We start from the raw sequence: 17,860 nt of genomic DNA on the forward strand, positions 1-17,860 counted from the left end.
GAAATACCATTACGGAACACAGACTTGTTCTCTTCATTGGATTTTGGTGCTTTATCACATTAATTTATTGTTATGATAGATATTATAATCCTATTTTTCCAAAAGTCAAGAACTTTTTATTTTTATTACTTCTGTGGCAATCATATTCCGGAATGCCCGGTCATGCTCAACAAAAATCATTGTAGGCGAAAAAGCCTTGATCAGCTGCTCTATCTGCATTCGTGCATAAACATCTAAGTAATTCAGGGGCTCATCCCATATATACAGATGCGCCGGCTCACAAAGGCTTTTTGCAATCAGTACTTTTTTCTTCTGACCGCTGGAAAAATTACAGATATCTTTGTCAAACTGATTTCTCTCCAGCCCGATTTTCCGGAGAACTGCTTTAAAAAGACTTTCCTCTATCCCATTATCAGCAGCAAAGGAGCTTAAACAGCCGCTTAAATGTGACGTATCCTGAGGTACATAGGAAATGATAAGTCCGGAACCAGTTGCAAACCTGCCTGTATACTCAATATCCATACCTGTGACTAGCTTCAGAATGCTGCTCTTTCCACTGCCGTTTTTACCTTCAAGTACAACCTGAGCTCCCTGATGCACATCAAATGAAACCGGCTCACATATGGTCTTTCCCCCATAACAGATCTGAACTTCAGACAGTGATGCCAGCACCTCTCTCTGGTAACGCAGAGGGGATATTTTAAGCTCTTCAGCTGTTTCAACATTTTTAAGAAGTCTGGATTTTTCCTCTATCGCCTGTTTCTGTCTGGCCTCTGCCTGCTTTGACCGCTTCATCATTTTTGCAGCCTTATGACCGACATAGCCTCTGTCTGCTTTTAATCCTGAAGATTGAACACCAAATTTTCCCGTCTCTGCCTGGGCTGACCATGCTGAGATCTGCTTTGCCGTCTGACGCAGCCGTCTGATTTCCTTCTGCAGATTTTCATTCCGGGCAGCTTCAAAGTCCTGCTGCCTTTCAAAATTCTCCATCCACGATGAAAAGTTTCCACTTTGCACCTGGATATCTGTTTTATTTAAAGATAATATATGATCCACACAATTATCCAGAAAAAATCTGTCATGGGATACTAGGATAAACCCTTTTTTTCTTTTCAGATATGAAGCTATCAGTTCTCTGGCTTCCACATCCAGATGATCTGTCGGCTCATCAATCAGTAAGAAATGCCCCTCATTCAAAAAAAGAGCTGCAAGCAGGACTTTCGTCTGCTCTCCATGAGAAAGCGTTTCAAAGGATCTCCACAACACACCGGGATCTACTTTCAGACAGGATAATTCTCTCATAATCTCCCACTCTTCTGCCTGAGGGCATACCTCCTGCAATATACTTTTTGTCAGATCCTTTTTCTCTGCAATGGAATATGGGAAATAATCAAACTGTACGGATGACTGGATTCTTCCTCTATATGGATACTTTCCCTGAAGAAGCTTCAAAAATGTAGTTTTTCCTCTTCCGTTTCTGCCTACAAACCCTAATTTCCAGTCTGTATCTATCTGAAAATTCACATTTTCAAAAATATTATCACTGGATGAGGGATATGAAAATGTAAGATTTTCAACCCTGATCATTGACATTACAACCGCCTCCCCGCTGTTATTTTTTATAAATAAAAAGCTGCAAGAAAGTTATTTTCTGCAGCCTGTAACAGCATAATTACACCATCTCCGAAAAGACAGCTGTAAACAATATAATAAGGAAACAGATTGATTACTTTCTTGCAATAAACGCAATAATGCCGTGAATACCGGCACTGCTGCATATTCTGTTTTATCTGCAAGAAAAAATAATCATCCTTCCACCTCTTTCTTTTTATGATAAGTTACTATAACATAAATCCGCCAGGTCTGCAATCTCTAAAAATCACTTTTTTCCTATACTAAAATGAAATTTTGTTTTCTATTTTCCGTTGTTTTCCTGTATTTCCAAAAAGACAATTTTATGGTACACTTAATTCAAAAAAGGAGATTTTTATGGAACATTATACTTTACCGCATCAACACAGCCTATGGCACAACTTATGGATCACATACCTGACTCTGAGAATTTCGAGACTACTGCCAATATATTCAAACAACTGAGCGAGCCTACCAGGATTCATATTTTCTGGATTTTATGCCATTGCGAGGAATGTGTAATTAATTAAAGATTACCGTTTACAGATTGCCACGAAAATGTTATCAGAAACTTCTGAAAATATTTCCGAAATTTCCTCGCAAATCGGTTATGAATGTCCCGGCAAGTTTGCAGAAACCTTTCGCAAATATACCCGGCTTCTCCCAAAACTATCATACACAATATAAAATAACAGACAAAAAAGAGGTAACATCATGAAACATCATGTATCGAAAAGCTCAGAAGAAATATTAGAAAGAAGAATCCTGCTTCTTTCCTTTTTTTCCGGAGTTGCTTTTGTCATTGCCGAACTGCTTTATGCAATTTACAGTCATTCACAATCTACTCTTATGGATGCTCTATACGATGCTGCTGAGCTGATTTTTATTATCTTACTCCTGTTTTTAACTCCTTTATTTCATCGTCCTATTTCAGAAAAGCATCCTTACGGCTTCTTTCAATTAGAATCATTTTTTATTCTGATTAAAAATATTATGCTGATCTCTGTTACACTAAGCGTTTTAACAAGTGTTATTGAAAAATTGCTCTCTGGGGGCAGTCAGATTAATAAGGGACAGGTTTCTCTCTTTCAGCTTATACTTGGCTCCATTAGCTTTTTCATTTTACTCATCATGAAATTCATGAGCCGGAAAGTTTCATCTCCCACTGTCAAAGCTGAAATATTAGGGTGGAAACTTGATGTTGCATACAGTCTCGGTATGTCCTTTGCTTTTTTTATTGCCGTTAAGTTTCAAAACACCCCATTGGCATTTCTGTCACCTTATTTTGATCAGATTATTGCAATCCTGATTATGCTGTTTATGCTTCCGGAAACTGTCCGTATGCTGACAAAAACCTTTCGGGAATTATTTCTTTTTTCTCCCGATCAGGAAACTGTTGACATGATAAAAAAAATATCAGGTGAGATTTTAGAAGACTATTCTTTTGTCCCTGTTTTCTATGATATCGCCCGAACCGGAAGAAAGCTGTGGGTTTCTATCTATTTCCGTGTTATCACTGATACCGTATCTGTAAGGGATGTTCAGGATGCAGACAACCGTTTAAACGAAAAAATTTCACAAAGCATTCCAGATGCGTTCTGCGAAATTATTCTTGATAATCATAACTAAATTGCATATATCTTCTGGCCAGATAAAAGCCAGAGCAAAAGAGAGGTTTCTTATTCTCCTTTGCTCTGGTGATTTTTTCTCTTATAATTTATGAACTCTAAGGATACAAATTGCATTTAAGATCGCGATGATCATAGTGCCTGCATCTGCAAAGAACTGTTTCTGTTGCGGCAGCTATGCGGAACAGCTATAATGTGAGTATAAAAAGCAGAAAATAAAGGGAGATCTGACCAAAAATGATCAGAAAAGCAACGAAAGAAGATGCATCAAGATTAGCGCAAATACAAATATATGCGAAACGTTACTCCTACCGCTCCATATTTCAAAATGATGAAGTTTCATTTAATGAAATGCAGGTATTAAAACTTGCACTGTTTTATCAGGATCACCCGGATTCCATTGATAATATCTATGTTTTTGACGATGGTATTGTAAAAGGTATGATGAAATGGAACTGTGAAAGCTCAGAAACATGGGAATTAAAAGAGCTGTACGTAGATCCGTTTTTCCAGAGAGAGGGCATCGGAACATCGCTTATAAAAAATTTTACTGAATCTGCAAAACGACGAAACGCATATGAAGCCTTTCTTTGGGTATTGGAAGAAAACTCTTCCGCTATCAGCTTCTATGAGAAACAGGGATATATGAATACTTTAACAGTCTTGCCTATCCATACGTTGGCGTCACAGTAAATGTAGATATTACGGCTCTTCTGGCATTTATCAGAGCAAAAAAGCTTCCGTTTTTTCTGACAATTTGCTATTGTGTTTCCAGAGCCGCCAATCAGGTATCAGAATTTAAACAAAGGATTCTTAATAACCAGATTGTAGAATATGATTATTGCCTGACCTCTCATACAGTAGCGCTAAGTGATGGAACATATTGCTACTGTGACCTTGACAGTAATCTCTCTTTTGATGATTATATTAGTTATGCTGCAAAGGAACAGGAAAAGGCGAAACAACAGAATTCCATTAATGAAGAAGAGGACGACATTTTAGGTAAGATTTTTATATCTACTATCCCATGGATATCATATACTGCTCTTATTAACCCTACCCCAGTTCCCGCAGACAGTAATCCCAGGATTACATGGGGAAAATACTTTATGCAGAATAATAAAGTTCTTCTCCCCATATCAGTACTATGCCATCACGCACTGATCGATGGATTACATATTTCTAAATTTTACGAATTTCTTGATAAAGAAATCATTACGATTATACGGTAAATTATAAATAAATATTTGTATATGCAACGCAGCTAATCTCAGATTAACTGCGTTGTTTGCAGTATTATTTTGCTAACCTTTCATCAAAATACGTCAGACTGCAGCCCCTTAAAGTGTTCGTATTGTTTCTATAATGTTCTGTTTTTTTAATGTATTCAAAGAAACCTTCACCGTACCCCAGATCACTCCAAAAGAAACTGCAATCGCGATCAGAATGGCTCCCCAGGGCATATGAAAGGAAATCGGGAAAACCATTTTTACACAGTATCCCATGATCAGAACAAGAAGAATTCCCACCGGAAGTCCTGTAACCAGCGCCTTTCCGGAACAGAGAACACTTTCTATATTCAGCATTTTCTCCAGTGACTCTGAAGTAATCCCCACACTTTTCAGCACTGCCAGCTCTCTTGCTCTTGTCCTGATCTGGAAGCTGACTGCACTGATCACATTCAAAATTCCGACCAGTCCCAGCAGGAATACAAACGCATAAATAAAAAATGCTGCCAGCACAATGGCAATATTCATAAATTTTGAATAGTCCTCAGCGCCATATACCCGGCTGACATATCCGGCTTCTCCGTAATCCATGCCATTCTGCGGAAAATAAGATTCCAGAACCTGTCTGGCATACTCCATATATCCGTTTTCATTCTCCGGCGTAGTCATCCAGGTATATCCCCTTACTTCCCCTTTTGGAACAACAATACGAACCGGATTTGTATTCGGGTACAGAAGCCGTTCCGGAATCTCCTCCAGGCTTAAAACAGCAGCAATTTCTATTTCCTGGCTGCTGCCATCCGCTTTTTCCAGTTTCAGAGAAGTAGTGGATGACGGCAGAGGCTGAACATGTTTTTCTGTTCCGTGATCATTATACTTATAATCATTCAGAAGCAAAATTCCGCCGTACTCCACGCCTGCCTGTTGACACAGCTCTCTGTAATGCTTTTCATCCAGTATGATTCTCTCCACATCCAGAAGTAGTTCTCCATTCTCCTCTGTAATTTCTTTTTCCAGAGCCTTCTGCACCTCCGGAGTCAGCTCCTCAGAGCTTAAAGGAGTATCGTAAGTTGCATAATCCGCGCCACTTCCATATACCTCTGTTCCTTCATATTCTGAAAGCTCTGACAGGATTTCCTCTGCAAGCTCTGAGCTGATCGTCTGTGCATGTTCCTCTACTCGACCTGTTTTCGGATTGGTAGTATACTTACGATTTGCAGAATAGTCAGCCACCACAGAATATCCGTAGTCAAACGTCATATATTCCTGCACCCCGTCCGCGATCTCCTTGAGACCACTCATGGAAACAAATAAGATCATGCTGACAGACAAAGCCATAACCGCAGATTTCATCTGTTTTCGATTGGATGCAACATTCTTACGGGCAAGCTGATATTCAATGCTTCTTTTTCCGTTAATCTGTGCTTTTGCATGGACATTCAGATTCCCTTTGATTTCCCCGCCGTTTCTGAGACAGTCAAGGGCTGATACTTTCATGGCCTTTTTTGCCGGGATCATGGCTGCCACAAAGACCGTAATACCAGAGATCAGAACAGATACCAGAAGAGCTGCCGGAGAAAAAACAAAGGACAGGCTGAAATTCACCTGCTTGATCATTATTCTTACCAGAGTATTCATCTCTTCCATAAACTGATTTGAAATTCCGATTCCCACAAAGCTGAGAAGATATCCCAGCACAACACCCAGAGGAATTGCCACAATGCACAGAAGCACACATTCATACATTATGGTTTTATACACCTGCTCCTTTGTAGCTCCCACACATTTCAGTGTGCCAAACTGAGCCACCCTCTCATTGGCGCTCATTCGAAAAGCATTGGAGATCACGATCACAGCCATTGCAATGATCAAAGCCCCCAAAATCGCTGCCGGGATCAGCAGAAGCAGGGTATAGGCGCTTCCAAACTCTCCATAATCCTCCCCCAGAAATCCCTGAACCATAGTGTTTCCGCTTACTGCAAAATTGATCACTGCCGTGAGAAGAGCTGTGGATAAGCTGATCGCAGCAATGGTGATCGCAGTTCTGGATTTTTTTCGTTTGATCTGGCTGCAGGCCAGTGTGCACAGAATATTCATCCCCGGATCACCTCATCTCTGATGATTCTTCCATCACTGATCGTAAGGATCCGGTTTGCCTGCAGCGCAATATTTTCATCGTGAGTGATCAGTATCAGCGTCTGGCCGGATTTTCGGTTGGCAGCCATAAGAAGCTCTATCACTTCCCTTCCGGATCTGCTGTCAAGATTTCCTGTAGGCTCATCGGCAAGAATAAAAGCCGGATCATTAATAAGAGCTCTTCCAACCGATACCCTCTGCTGCTGACCGCCGGAAAGCTGTCCCGGAAGGTGCTTTCTCCTGTTGGATAATCCTGTCATTTCCACAATTCGCTCCAGCTTCCCTGCATCCGGCTTTCTCTGGTCCAGAAGACAGGGCAGCATAATATTCTCATCTACTGTCAGATTTGGGATGAGATTATAGAACTGATACACAATACCAATATTTCTGCGCCTGAAAATAGCCATTTCACTTTCATTCATGTCAAAAATCTTTTTTCCGTCAATCACAACGCTTCCGGAGGTAGGACGGTCAATTCCTCCGATCAGATTCATAAGGGTGGATTTTCCCGATCCTGACGCTCCAACAATGGCAACAAATTCACCTTTTTTAACTTGAAAGCTCACATGGTCAAGAGCAATCACCTGATTTTCTCCGCTGCCGTAAATTTTTGTCAGCTCTTTTACTTCCAAAACTTCCATATATTACCTCTTTTCTCATTTTTCCGGCCACAGCTTTTATCTGGCCTCTTTGATATTCATGATAAATAAGAAAAGTGACTCTTCCGTGACTATTTATAAAATTTCATCACAAATGTGGTACCTTCTTTTTCCATACCGGGCTGCACTTCGATTTCCCCATTTTGAGCCCGCATAATGGAAAGAGCCAGAGGCAGCCCGATTCCATATCCGTTTTCTTTATGAGTGCCCTCGAACCGTCGGAACAGACCTGCAAGCTGATCTTTTTTCAGCCCCTTTCCCTGATCTGTAACAGATATCCAGCGATAAATGGGATTTTCTCCTGAGTCCACCAGAATTTCACTGTTTTCCTGTGAACACTCTGAAGCGTTTTTTAAAAGATTGATAAGAGCCTCTGTCGTCCATTTCCTGTCACAGACAAGCGGTATATCTTCCTTTAGCCTCACAGTCTGATTTCGGATATCCAGCATAATTTCTATGGATTCCATCGCAAGGTCCAGAAGCTCCCCTGCCTGTACCTTATCCTTATGAAAATTTACATTCATAGAATCAATTTTTGCCATTTTAAGCAGCGCTGTTACCAGCCACTCCATATGCCGTACTTCTTTTTTGATGCAAAAAAGAAATTCTTTCTGCTTGTCCTTTGGGGCATCCTCCATAAGCTCAGTCATAAGCAAAATGGAGGAAACCGGTGTTTTCAGCTGATGGGAAATATCAGATAAATATTCTGACAGATGTTCTTTTTCTTCTACCGCGGCGCTTCTCTGCTCCCTCTCCAGGTTCATCAATGTATAAATATCATTTTTAAAAATACTCCAGGGACCTTCCTTCTCATCCCTTGGATCAAAGCTTTCTCCCTCAATGGCTTTCTGGATTCCCTCTGAAAGTTCCAGAATTTCCTTTTTACTGATCCACACGATATCCGATCCCCCTGACTGTTGAAATCTGAACAGCATCCCCCAGCTTTTTCCGCAAGCGCTTTACATATACGGTCAGGGTGTTATCCTCCACAAAATCACCGCTGATATCCCAGATCCGCTCCAAAAGCTGCTCCCGTGTAAGGAGAATTGACTGATTTTCCGCAAAAATAAGCAGCAGGCGGTATTCTAGCGCTGTCAGTGAAATCTGCTGATCTTTTACAAACACCTTTCCTGCATTTGCATCGATCACCGCTTCCCCGATCCTCATAACCTGCTGTTCCTCTGTTTTTATATTCAATGTCCTTTTGATCCGGACCATCAGTTCCCTCATGCGAAAAGGTTTTGTAATGTAATCGGCTGCGCCGTCTTCCAGCGTCCGGACAATTTCATCCTCATCATCCACCACAGTCAGATAAATCACCTGGGTCTGTTCTGCCAGAAGCTTCTGTCCGATCTCTTTCCCCAGCCCGTCCGGAAGCTGCATATCAAGAAGAGCAAGATCAAAATGAACTGTCTTTATTTCTTCAAAGGCCTGGGAAATTTTTCTGCACAGAGTTACAAGATATCCCTCTTTTTCCAAGGCATAACTCAGACCTGCCGCAATAGAAGAATCATCCTCCACCATCAGTATTTTATAAGCCATAATTCTGTCACCTCTGTTATCTTAATGGTTTTCCATATGCTTCTCCTGCCTCCATTCTGAAGCAATACCGTCATCTGCCCGGTATTCATCCATAAAGGCAATGTTCTGCTGTGATTACTTTAACACAGATCTTTAACCCCAACAACTACCTATCTTTTTTGTCCCTTCTAATTGTCACTGAACCTTTTTTGTGCTATGATAATTCCAGATTGTTTCTTCATCTGTTCACAGCGGTGCAATACTGTCCTGCGAACAGAATTTACATCTCAGAAAGGACTGAAAAACATGAGCGATTACAGACTTGAAACCAAATGCCTCCATGCAGGCTACACTCCTTCCAAGGGAGAACCATGTGCGCTTCCGATTTATCAGAGCACCACTTTTAAATACGATACTACAGATGAAATGGGCCAGCTTTTTGACCTGAAAGCCGAGGGCTATTTCTATACCCGCCTTCAGAATCCTACCAACGATGCTGTTGCTGCGAAAATCGCAGAACTGGAAGGCGGTGTTGCGGCGCTTCTCACTTCTTCCGGACAGGCTGCAAACTTTTATGCGGTTTTTAATATCTGCGAGGCCGGAGATCACGTGGTAGCTGCCTCCACCATCTACGGCGGAACCTTTAATCTTCTTGCTGTTACCTTCAAAAAACTGGGCATTGACTGTACCTTTGTGGACACAGACGCATCTGCGGAGGAAATTGCGGATGCTTTCCGTCCTAACACCAAGGCTCTTTTTGCGGAAACCATTGCCAACCCGGCCCTTGTAGTTCTGGATATCGAAAAATTTGCCAGTGTTGCTCACCAGCACGGAGTTCCCCTTATTGTTGACAATACCTTTGCCACCCCCATCAACTGCCGTCCCTTTGAATGGGGCGCTGATATCATCACCCACTCCACCACAAAATATATGGATGGTCACGGACTTCAGGTAGGAGGTGCGATCATTGACAGCGGAAACTTTGACTGGGAAGCCTACGGTGACAAATACCACGGTCTTACCCAGCCGGACGAGTCTTATCACGGAGTTGTGTACACAAAGCAGTTTGGAAAAAAAGCCTATATCACCAAAGCAACCTCTCAGCTTATGAGAGATCTTGGTTCCATCCCTTCTCCTAATAACTGCTTCCTTCTGAATATCGGACTGGAAACACTTCCTCTCCGTATGGAGCGCCACTGCAGCAATGCACAGAAAACAGCAGAATTCCTTGCGTCACATGAAAAGGTTTCCAAGGTTATTTATCCCGGACTTCCGGGAGACAAATACCATGCCCTTGCAGAAAAATATCTGCCAAACGGCTCCTGCGGTGTGATCTCCTTCGAGCTGGAAGGCGGACGCGAGGCAGCAGTCCGTTTCATGGACAGCCTGGAACTTGCCAATATCTGTACTCATGTTGCTGCCTCCAAGACTATGGTTCTTCATCCTGCAAGCCACACTCACCGTCAGATGAATGATGAACAGCTGCGGGAGGCCGGTGTTTCTCCGGGAATGATCCGACTGTCTGTGGGAATTGAACATATTGATGATATTCTTGCTGATCTTGAAAAAGCTCTGAAAAACGCCTGAATAGTCATATAATACTTTTCCAAAATACATAAAAAGAGACTGATAAGCAATGTTTCCATCATAAGAACACTGTTTATCAGTCTTTTTGTTTCCGGAAAAGAGCTTCAGAATCTCTGCTCAGCTCAGATTATTTTTTTACAGATTTCCTTCCACTCCTACGAGAACGCCTCCGCTCTCTGCATAATAGCTGCAAAGTCCTCTGGCTTCATATACAAGGATCTCTGCCTGAGGAAAGCGCTCCAGAACCAAATCTCTGATCTTTTCTGCAAGAGAAAGATTATCTACATGGCTGATCCGTATTTTGCCTTTTCGAAATCCTGTCTTCGTAATCTCGTTTAAAAATTCTTCCACTACCTTTTTTCTTCCTCTGCATTTTGCAGAAGGCTCCAGGGTTCCCTCCTGGCTGGCTGTTCCAAAAACACTGATTCCCAGTACCCCTGCGGCTGCGGCAACCACTTTGCTCACTCTTCCATTCTGCGCAAGATTATGTAAAGATTTCAGTGCAAAAAACAGTCTGGTTCTTTTCATATATTCGCATCCCAGCCGTACCACGTCTTCAAACGTTTTTCCCTCTTTGTCCAACTCCGTCAATTTTTCCATAAGAAGTCTCAGCTCCGGTCCTGCGCTCAGTGTATCAAAAACATGGATCCTGGCTTCCGGATGTGACTGCTGATACATCTCCTTTGCCACCAGCGCTGAATTATAAGTTCCGGAAAGAGTACTTGTCATTGTTCCCACATAAATAACATCAGCCCCTTCAAATGCCTTCAGCCAGCTTTCCACCCCGGGACAGGCCGTGCATGATTTTCCCTTATAGCCTGCCAGATCCTCCGTCATGCCCTTTACATCTAAATTTTCATTATCCACATAGTCTTTCACATCTGTGGAAATTGTAAGCGGAACCGCTACAAAATCCACGCCTTCCATCTGAAGCATATCACTGCAGGAATCCGCAATAAATCTTGTCATTGTACCATTTCTCCTGATTCTGTATTTTTGTCAATACCTGTCATTGTATTCTATCTCGGTACATGATACAATTTACAAAATGTTTCTTTCTGTAAGGAAATCATCGGATAAACTATAAATAAACAAATTTAAAAGCTTGCCCAAAGACATCTTCTGTCTTGTATACGTACACAGGGATATTTTTCTGTCCGTGTGCTGCGGATATTGTTGTACAAAAATCTGTATTTACTTTTTATAAGCATAAATGAACAAATTTGAAAAAAAGCACAAAATCATCACAAGTTTATCTTTATAGGATACACATATAAAGCTTGATATTTCTTTTATGTCCATATATTATAGATTCTATTGTGCAAAATTCGATATCTGCTCATTTATAATTTTATAGAAACAGGCATAATACGAGGAAATTATATGAAAAATACTGCTTGCTCCGGAAACGGATACAAAACCGCTCAAAAAACAGAACGCTCTCTTTTTACCCGGATGTGTATTGGAGAAGCCATTATTGAGCTTATGCAGGACAAAGGGATGAACGGTGTAAATGTTTCTGCAATTGCGAAAAGATCCGGAGTGTCCCGCATGACATTTTATTATTACTACGATTCTGTTCAGGAAGCGCTTACTGATTATATGAAAGAAATCGTTGCAGACTATTTAAAGGCACGAAAAAATACTCCCGGGCTTGGAAATTACCAGGAGTATTCTCATGTTGTTTTTTCGCTTAAATTCTTTGATCAGTACAAAACCTTTTTTCTGACTATGACACAAAACGGGCTTCATTCTATTCTCATGGACGGAATCAATGAATTTATGCTTTCCTATCTGCCAAAAGAAACTGTTCAGTCTTTATATGATATTTATTACTATGCAGGCGGTCTGCTGAACACCTTCCTGAAGTGGGAAGAAAACGGCCAGAAGGAAAGCGCAGAAGAAGTTGCCAGAATCATCTGCCAGCATACCCGGGTCTAGGCTGAAATGTGCCCGGATTCTTTACTGTCAGAGCATGGAAAAGAAACTGCATTCTGTATTTACTGGATCAGGTATACATCCGTATAATAGACACCCTTTGCCTCGCCTTCCTCATGGGTTGCCACATAAATATCAATACAGTTTGTCTTAATGGCGCCTCCACAGTCCTCTGCCACATATACCTGTCCGTTTATCACTACCTGACTGCCATAAGGGATCTGGGACGGGTCTACTGCTATTGTGTGGTTGGTAGTTGCGGTTACACCTGTAGACGTGATTCCATTGGCCCACGGACCGCAACAGATGCTGCATGGACAGTAATGTGTGATGCGGAAAGTTCCCAGTGGTTTCAGGTTCGCATCTGAGGATGCTGCAACCGGAGTTCCCACCTGTACTCCATTGACTTCACTGACACTTCCGCCTGCCTCCACTGCTTCTGCAAAAACACCTTCTCCGCTGCTTTCTGAAAGAGTTCCTGCATCCAGCTTTTTATCAATTCCGGCATCTGCCGTCTGTACCGTTTCCGGAAGATCCAGAGCGCTGGTAGGGATATACCCGGTCTGCTCCGCTCCGTTTTCGTCCACATAGGAAATTCTGCTCCACACTTCATTTACGGTTCCTGTGCGCTTTACCTGATCAAGCTCCAGCACTTCTCCCACTACTTCTCCGTCTTTTCTCCCCGGATAATCAAGAATACTGCTGTCTGCTTTTACCTCTACCTGATCGTTCTCCGGCTGAATCTGAATATCAGCACTGAGCATCTGATTCTGTATGTAACCGATCACCTTATTCCCGTTTTTTTCCACAGAAACTTTACTCCAGTTATTGTCGCACACAGCGCTTCTGGAAACTTCATCCCCAAGGCCGACCTCTGCAAGAGCCTCTCCTTCATCACCGGGTACTGACCGGAGGGCTGCTGCCTTGGCTGTCACATAAAGTATGTCGCTGCACGCTGCGACTTTTACAGAATTGCCCTGTCCATCGTCTGTCTCAAAAGTCTGTATGGTTTTATTTTCTTTCTGTTCTTCCTGCGTCACTGTCTGATAATCTGCCACATCCGCATAAACAGCAGTTCCCCTGAAAACCAAAACCGCTGATAACAGCAGAAGCCAGAATCTGTTTTTCATACTTTTCACCTTTTCTTTCCGGCTGCCCTGTTAAAAACTACATATTTTTACCGGCACAGCCTGTCTGTCACCTCTATGTTGTTTTATCATATCTCATTGTCTGTAAATGACCAAATATCAAGTTTCACACAGTGAAATCCGTAATATACGGACAAAAAAGAATTTTTTGCCTCTATATTTGCCTCTCAGAAAGACAAATCAGCGAGGATTTTACTGCTTTTTAAATTTGCTCATTGATAGTTAAAAGGATAAGCCCGGTGTATGTTTTTATATGACCCACCAGTCTTTTCATTCTGCAATAGCTTACAAATCAGTATACATAAAAAATCTCTTAACTTTATATATTCATTGATGATTCAGATCTGAGTGCGATACTTCCTCCAAATCATACCATAGACCTTTGCTATTTTCAATTTTCTATGTGGTGTTCACCAATTTTTAAGACTTTCATAATAATTCTTTTCTTTTCAAAACAGGGTTTTCCCGATACAATAATGCTATGAATACATCAGATAAAGAAACTTTAAAAATACAACAGAACAGATTGCCTGCAAGGCAGAAAGAAAGCAGCTCTGTCTCCTCAGACAACGTATCTTCTGCAAGATCCCAAAACAGAGTCTCCAATAACAAAGCCTCTATTGCCAGTAAAAAAAGCGCTTCTGTTAAAAATCCCGGAGCTTCGCGCCGCCAGAAAACAGACTCCAGCTCCCACCGGGAGCTTCGCGCACGCCGCAGAAAGCGCTTGAGACAAAAACAGGTACGAAAGCAGAAACTGTTTCTTGCCGCGGCATTGATCATTCTTCTGCTTGCTGTTACAGGCGGGATGATACGGTTCCGGCAGCAGCCGTCAGAGATACTTACTATTAACTCTGCCTGTGAAGCCTACCGTCAGGATGTGGAGACTATTGCCGCAGAATACGGAATGTCTGATTATACAGATCTGATTCTTGCTCTGATGATGCAGGAAAGCTCCGGCTGCGGTCCTGACGTTCTTCAGTCCTCTGAGGGCGCGTACAATAAAAAATACCCCCAGGTTCCAAATGGGATCACCGATACTTCCTACTCCATTGAATGTGGAATCCAGGAACTGAAATATGCAATGGAAAAAGCAGGCGTATCCAGCCCCACTGATATGGACAGAATCCGCCTTGCCCTTCAGGCTTATAATTTCGGCGCAGACGTTTACTTCTCCTACCTGGAAAAGAACGGTATCACCTCCTGGTCTGAAAAAACTTCAGAGGCTTTTGCCAAAATGGCCAGCGGCGAAACTGCGCGGTCTGAGAACGATCCTTTTTATGAGACTGCCGGCCCATGGGATTACGGCGATCAGAAATACCCGGAACACGTGCTGAGATATTATCATCCGTAAATCATTTTCTCCTGTCCTTCAAAATTGAGGGGGGGGAGGAAAAAATTACATCACTGCGGTCAATCCCTAGTAAATAAAAAAGCGGTTGGACATTCCGATTTAGTTCAGAGTATTCAACCGCTTTTCTTCATTTTTTGTTCATTTCATTTTTTCGGGTGGCAAATGGGTTGCAAACAGACTGCGCTTTATCCCTGAAATCCTGCAAAACCGCCTATTTTCGCACTGATTTGCAGTCAGGCTCCACATGGAACGACAGGCCCTGATTGATGCCGGCCGTCGGGAATTTTATCCAGACTAATATGATATATGCCAAAATATCTCCGTTTGTTTGCGGAAATATATCTGCAAATTCTGTAGTTAGACAACAATTATTGAGTTCTATAAAAATATCTGAATAGTCTACAAATCAAACTATTCAGACATTAAAAATTATAACGATATGAATATTTTATATTAATTAGTCGGCAATAAATTTCCCATACTCTTCAAACTGATGGCCAGAGTAGAAGTATTATGTAGCAATGCAGAAGTTGTCGGTCGGATTATGCCAGCCACTCCAAGTGCGATCAATGCTGCATTAATTCCAACGACTCCCCTATAATTCCCCTGGATACGATTAATCATGGCATTTGACAAGCGCTTTAGTATAACAATCTCCCTCAAATCTTCTGCTGCAATGGTTATATCTGCGATCTCTCGCGCAAGTTCTGCTCCATCGCTGATTGCAATTCCCGCATCTGCAGCTGAAAGAGCTGGCGAATCATTGATTCCGTCACCAATCATCACTACTTTTCTTCCTGCGGCTTTCTCTCTTTCAATGAAGTCTGCCTTGTCTTCCGGAAGCACTTCGGAATAATATTCATCCACTCCCACTCGTTTCGCAATGGATACTGCAGTACGTTCACTATCTCCTGTCATCATAACAATCTTGGAAATGCCTTCTTCTTTCAAAAGTCTTACCATCTCCCCGGCTTCTTCCCTGAGAGGATCTTCGATACAGATTACTGCAACCAGTTCTCCGTCAATGGCAAGAAACAGATGAGAATATTCTCCTGGAAGCGTATCGAACCGCTCCTGATATTCCGGACGAATCCGACACTTTTCATCCTCAAACACAAAATGGCTGCTGCCGATGACTGTTTTCTTCCCTTCTATATAGGAGGAAATACCGTGGGCAACAATATATTCTACTTTGGAATGCATCTCCTCATGATACAAACTTCTTCTTTTTGCAGCATCCACGACGGCTTTTGCCATAGAGTGTGGAAAATGTTCTTCCAGACAAGCAGCAATCCGCAGTGCTTCCGGTTCCGGATAATCACCAAACACAATGACTTCTTTTACGATTGGTTTCGCCTTTGTCAGCGTACCGGTCTTATCAAATACGACGATATCTGCTTCTGCCACAGCCTCCAGATACTTCCCACCCTTTACGGTAATTCCATTCTGTCCTGCTTCCCGTATTGCAGAAAGGACTGCAATCGGCATAGCCAGCTTCAATGCACAGGAAAAATCCACCATAAGAACTGAGAGCGCTTTTGTAACATTTCGTGTCAGCAGACCGACGATAGCTGTTCCAACCAGAGTATAAGGCACCAGACGGTCCGCCAGATGTTCTGCCTTGCTTTCCAGATTTGATTTCAGTTTCTCTGAATCTTCGATCATTGTTACAATCTTCTCAAACCGGGTAGAGCCTGATACAGCTCTGACTACGATTTCCAATTCGCCTTCCTCCAAAACAGTTCCCGCATATACGGACTGTCCCTCGCATCTTCGTACCGGAAGAGATTCTCCGGTCAAAGATGCCTGGTTTACCATACCTTCTCCGCAAGACACTTCTCCATCAAACGGAATCACATTGCCCATATGTATGATCACCCTGTCACCCGGCAGGATATCCGAGACCGGAACTAAAATCTCCTGCTCGTCTCTTTTCAACCACACTTTTTTGATATTTAGAGACATGCTACGTGCCAGATCCCCTACGGATTTCTTATGGGTCCATTCCTCTAGCAATTCTCCGATTCCCAGCAGAAACATGACAGAACCGGCCGTTTTAAAATCTCCCCTCAGTACGGACACACCAATTGCTGTTGCATCTAATACCGGAACTTCTATTTTCATTCTTGCAAGGCACCGGATCCCTTTTCCGATATATTGAAGTGCTTTCAAAGTCAGCCATGTTTTTCTCACCGGATTGGGTAAGAGCAATTTCCCTCCATAATGGAGCAATGTTTTTGTGATCAGTTTTTCCCTGTATGCAGAATTTAAATCACGCCCGGAGCTTGAGATTACATTATCCGGAACATCTGCTTTCTCAAAATGAAACTGTTTTAATCCATGGATCAGTTCTTCCCTGTCCCCTGTATAATAGATCACAGCATCTGCGGTGCGCTCATATACTTTGACCTTTACAACATTTTTCTGTTTTTCAAGGACCCAGCAAAGAACATCCGCCTCCGCACATGTCATCCGGTTGCGGATAACATGGATACGGAGACGGCCCTGTACTTCATGCTTGATAAGAAATTTCATCTTTTACCTATTCGTTTTCTTCCTGTTCAGACGCACCATCCTCCTGAACATCATCTTCCTGCACCTGCATTGCCTCTTCCTGCGCACGCTTTTCATTGATCTGTTGTGCTTCTGCAAGGATATCCTCTGCATTCTCCTGCACTGTTGTAACAGTCTTCATAACGCAGTCTTTTGCCCTCAGCACAGCCGCAGTACAGTTTGTATATACCTTTTTTGCGTCCTTACTGGAAAGGAGCTTTACACCCGCAGTCCCAAATACGACTCCTCCTGCAAAACATCCGATTTTTTTCAAAGTAGAATCACTAAACATCCTATGTACCTCCTGATCATTTGTGTTTATAGCCTGTATAGAATACCATCAAAAAGCAAAAGACAGACGCCCATGCCCAAAACCTATGTTGTTTCACAACCGCATCACTTCCTTCTCTATAAGACTCTGTTTTTTATAATAATACTTTCTTTTTCACCGTTCATCCCCGTTTTCTCCCATATGAAA

The 17,860-nt window shown here is 42.3% G+C and carries 16 protein-coding genes and 1 other annotated feature (1 of these 17 only partly in view); of the genes, 7 read left to right on the top strand and 9 right to left on the bottom strand.

The annotated features are described in order from the left end of the window. Positions 1–46 (bottom strand) — a binding site (T-box leader); it reaches 183 nt to the left of the window's first position. Positions 47–105: 59 nt separating this feature from the next. Then, positions 106–1,593 (bottom strand): Lsa family ABC-F type ribosomal protection protein, encoded by a 1,488-nt coding sequence (locus NSA57_RS01785; RefSeq protein WP_257463817.1) that lies wholly within the window; start codon positions 1,591–1,593, stop codon positions 106–108. 597 nt (positions 1,594–2,190) lie between these two features. Between NSA57_RS01785 and NSA57_RS19875 the strand changes: the two genes are divergently transcribed. The 4 genes from NSA57_RS19875 (at position 2,191) to NSA57_RS19760 (ending at position 4,492) form a co-directional block, all read left to right on the top strand. Continuing rightward, positions 2,191–2,319 carry a helix-turn-helix transcriptional regulator gene (locus NSA57_RS19875; RefSeq protein WP_354183246.1) on the top strand — a complete coding sequence of 43 codons (129 nt, stop codon included), beginning with the start codon at positions 2,191–2,193 and terminating at the stop codon, positions 2,317–2,319. Between the two features lie 27 nt (positions 2,320–2,346). After that, on the top strand, positions 2,347–3,261 hold the full coding sequence (locus NSA57_RS01790) for a cation efflux transmembrane domain-containing protein (RefSeq protein ID WP_257463819.1): 915 nt from the start codon (positions 2,347–2,349) through the stop codon (positions 3,259–3,261). Positions 3,262–3,497: 236 nt separating this feature from the next. Continuing rightward, the gene (locus tag NSA57_RS01795; RefSeq protein ID WP_257463820.1) at positions 3,498–3,953 is read left to right on the top strand and encodes a GNAT family N-acetyltransferase; all 456 of its coding nucleotides are present in this window, start codon (positions 3,498–3,500) and stop codon (positions 3,951–3,953) included. Positions 3,954–3,961: 8 nt separating this feature from the next. After that, positions 3,962–4,492: a CatA-like O-acetyltransferase gene (locus NSA57_RS19760; RefSeq protein WP_390428191.1), complete on the top strand. Its 531-nt coding sequence runs from the start codon at positions 3,962–3,964 to the stop codon at positions 4,490–4,492. Between the two features lie 108 nt (positions 4,493–4,600). On the opposite strand, the gene NSA57_RS01805 is transcribed toward NSA57_RS19760, so the two are convergent. The 4 genes from NSA57_RS01805 to NSA57_RS01820 form a co-directional block, all read right to left on the bottom strand. Further along, positions 4,601–6,586 (bottom strand): ABC transporter permease, encoded by a 1,986-nt coding sequence (locus NSA57_RS01805; RefSeq protein WP_257463821.1) that lies wholly within the window; start codon positions 6,584–6,586, stop codon positions 4,601–4,603. Then, positions 6,583–7,266: an ABC transporter ATP-binding protein gene (locus tag NSA57_RS01810; RefSeq protein WP_147598235.1), complete on the bottom strand. Its 684-nt coding sequence runs from the start codon at positions 7,264–7,266 to the stop codon at positions 6,583–6,585. Before NSA57_RS01810 ends, NSA57_RS01805 begins: the two co-directional genes overlap by 4 nt. Positions 7,267–7,355: 89 nt before the next feature. Further along, the gene (locus NSA57_RS01815) at positions 7,356–8,180 is read right to left on the bottom strand and encodes a sensor histidine kinase (RefSeq protein ID WP_173752290.1); all 825 of its coding nucleotides are present in this window, start codon (positions 8,178–8,180) and stop codon (positions 7,356–7,358) included. Beyond that, on the bottom strand, positions 8,167–8,826 hold the full coding sequence (locus tag NSA57_RS01820) for a response regulator transcription factor (RefSeq protein ID WP_147598233.1): 660 nt from the start codon (positions 8,824–8,826) through the stop codon (positions 8,167–8,169). The genes NSA57_RS01815 and NSA57_RS01820 overlap by 14 nt, the downstream gene beginning before the upstream one ends. Positions 8,827–9,111: 285 nt before the next feature. On the opposite strand from NSA57_RS01820, the gene NSA57_RS01825 reads away from it, so the two are divergent. Further along, entirely contained in the window at positions 9,112–10,392 is a 1,281-nt protein-coding gene (locus NSA57_RS01825) for an O-acetylhomoserine aminocarboxypropyltransferase/cysteine synthase family protein (protein ID WP_257463822.1), read from the top strand. 135 nt (positions 10,393–10,527) lie between these two features. Here NSA57_RS01825 and NSA57_RS01830 read toward each other — a convergent pair whose 3' ends face one another. Beyond that, positions 10,528–11,361, bottom strand: coding sequence for a DegV family protein (locus NSA57_RS01830; protein ID WP_257463823.1), 834 nt, complete (start codon positions 11,359–11,361; stop codon positions 10,528–10,530). A gap of 414 nt (positions 11,362–11,775) precedes the next feature. Between NSA57_RS01830 and NSA57_RS01835 the strand changes: the two genes are divergently transcribed. Continuing rightward, the gene (locus NSA57_RS01835; RefSeq protein ID WP_138270483.1) at positions 11,776–12,333 is read left to right on the top strand and encodes a TetR/AcrR family transcriptional regulator; all 558 of its coding nucleotides are present in this window, start codon (positions 11,776–11,778) and stop codon (positions 12,331–12,333) included. 59 nt (positions 12,334–12,392) lie between these two features. Here NSA57_RS01835 and NSA57_RS01840 read toward each other — a convergent pair whose 3' ends face one another. Then, complete coding sequence (locus NSA57_RS01840; protein WP_257463824.1) at positions 12,393–13,460, bottom strand: 3D domain-containing protein; 1,068 nt, start codon at positions 13,458–13,460, stop codon at positions 12,393–12,395. A gap of 742 nt (positions 13,461–14,202) precedes the next feature. Here NSA57_RS01840 and NSA57_RS01845 point away from each other — a divergent pair. After that, complete coding sequence (locus NSA57_RS01845; protein ID WP_243873655.1) at positions 14,203–14,829, top strand: lysozyme family protein; 627 nt, start codon at positions 14,203–14,205, stop codon at positions 14,827–14,829. A 453-nt stretch (positions 14,830–15,282) separates the two neighbouring features. Here NSA57_RS01845 and NSA57_RS01850 read toward each other — a convergent pair whose 3' ends face one another. Then, positions 15,283–17,364: a heavy metal translocating P-type ATPase gene (locus NSA57_RS01850; protein ID WP_257463825.1), complete on the bottom strand. Its 2,082-nt coding sequence runs from the start codon at positions 17,362–17,364 to the stop codon at positions 15,283–15,285. Positions 17,365–17,371: 7 nt separating this feature from the next. Next, complete coding sequence (locus NSA57_RS01855) at positions 17,372–17,674, bottom strand: DUF6110 family protein (RefSeq protein WP_022068296.1); 303 nt, start codon at positions 17,672–17,674, stop codon at positions 17,372–17,374. Between the last annotated feature and the right edge of the window lie 186 nt (positions 17,675–17,860).

Source organism: Blautia caecimuris (genome assembly GCF_024622975.1).
GTDB classification, from domain to species: domain Bacteria; phylum Bacillota; class Clostridia; order Lachnospirales; family Lachnospiraceae; genus Blautia_A; species Blautia_A caecimuris.

Coding starts and splice junctions, on each gene's coding strand:
- NSA57_RS01840 (WP_257463824.1), bottom strand. CDS start 13,460: ATGAAAAACAGATTCTGGCTTCTGCTGTTATCAGCGGTTTTGGTTTTC.
- NSA57_RS01785 (WP_257463817.1), bottom strand. CDS start 1,593: ATGTCAATGATCAGGGTTGAAAATCTTACATTTTCATATCCCTCATCC.
- NSA57_RS01795 (WP_257463820.1), top strand. CDS start 3,498: ATGATCAGAAAAGCAACGAAAGAAGATGCATCAAGATTAGCGCAAATA.
- NSA57_RS01790 (WP_257463819.1), top strand. CDS start 2,347: ATGAAACATCATGTATCGAAAAGCTCAGAAGAAATATTAGAAAGAAGA.
- NSA57_RS19875 (WP_354183246.1), top strand. CDS start 2,191: ATGTTATCAGAAACTTCTGAAAATATTTCCGAAATTTCCTCGCAAATC.
- NSA57_RS01805 (WP_257463821.1), bottom strand. CDS start 6,586: ATGAATATTCTGTGCACACTGGCCTGCAGCCAGATCAAACGAAAAAAA.
- NSA57_RS01855 (WP_022068296.1), bottom strand. CDS start 17,674: ATGTTTAGTGATTCTACTTTGAAAAAAATCGGATGTTTTGCAGGAGGA.
- NSA57_RS01820 (WP_147598233.1), bottom strand. CDS start 8,826: ATGGCTTATAAAATACTGATGGTGGAGGATGATTCTTCTATTGCGGCA.
- NSA57_RS01810 (WP_147598235.1), bottom strand. CDS start 7,266: ATGGAAGTTTTGGAAGTAAAAGAGCTGACAAAAATTTACGGCAGCGGA.
- NSA57_RS01825 (WP_257463822.1), top strand. CDS start 9,112: ATGAGCGATTACAGACTTGAAACCAAATGCCTCCATGCAGGCTACACT.
- NSA57_RS01835 (WP_138270483.1), top strand. CDS start 11,776: ATGAAAAATACTGCTTGCTCCGGAAACGGATACAAAACCGCTCAAAAA.
- NSA57_RS01850 (WP_257463825.1), bottom strand. CDS start 17,364: ATGAAATTTCTTATCAAGCATGAAGTACAGGGCCGTCTCCGTATCCAT.
- NSA57_RS01830 (WP_257463823.1), bottom strand. CDS start 11,361: ATGACAAGATTTATTGCGGATTCCTGCAGTGATATGCTTCAGATGGAA.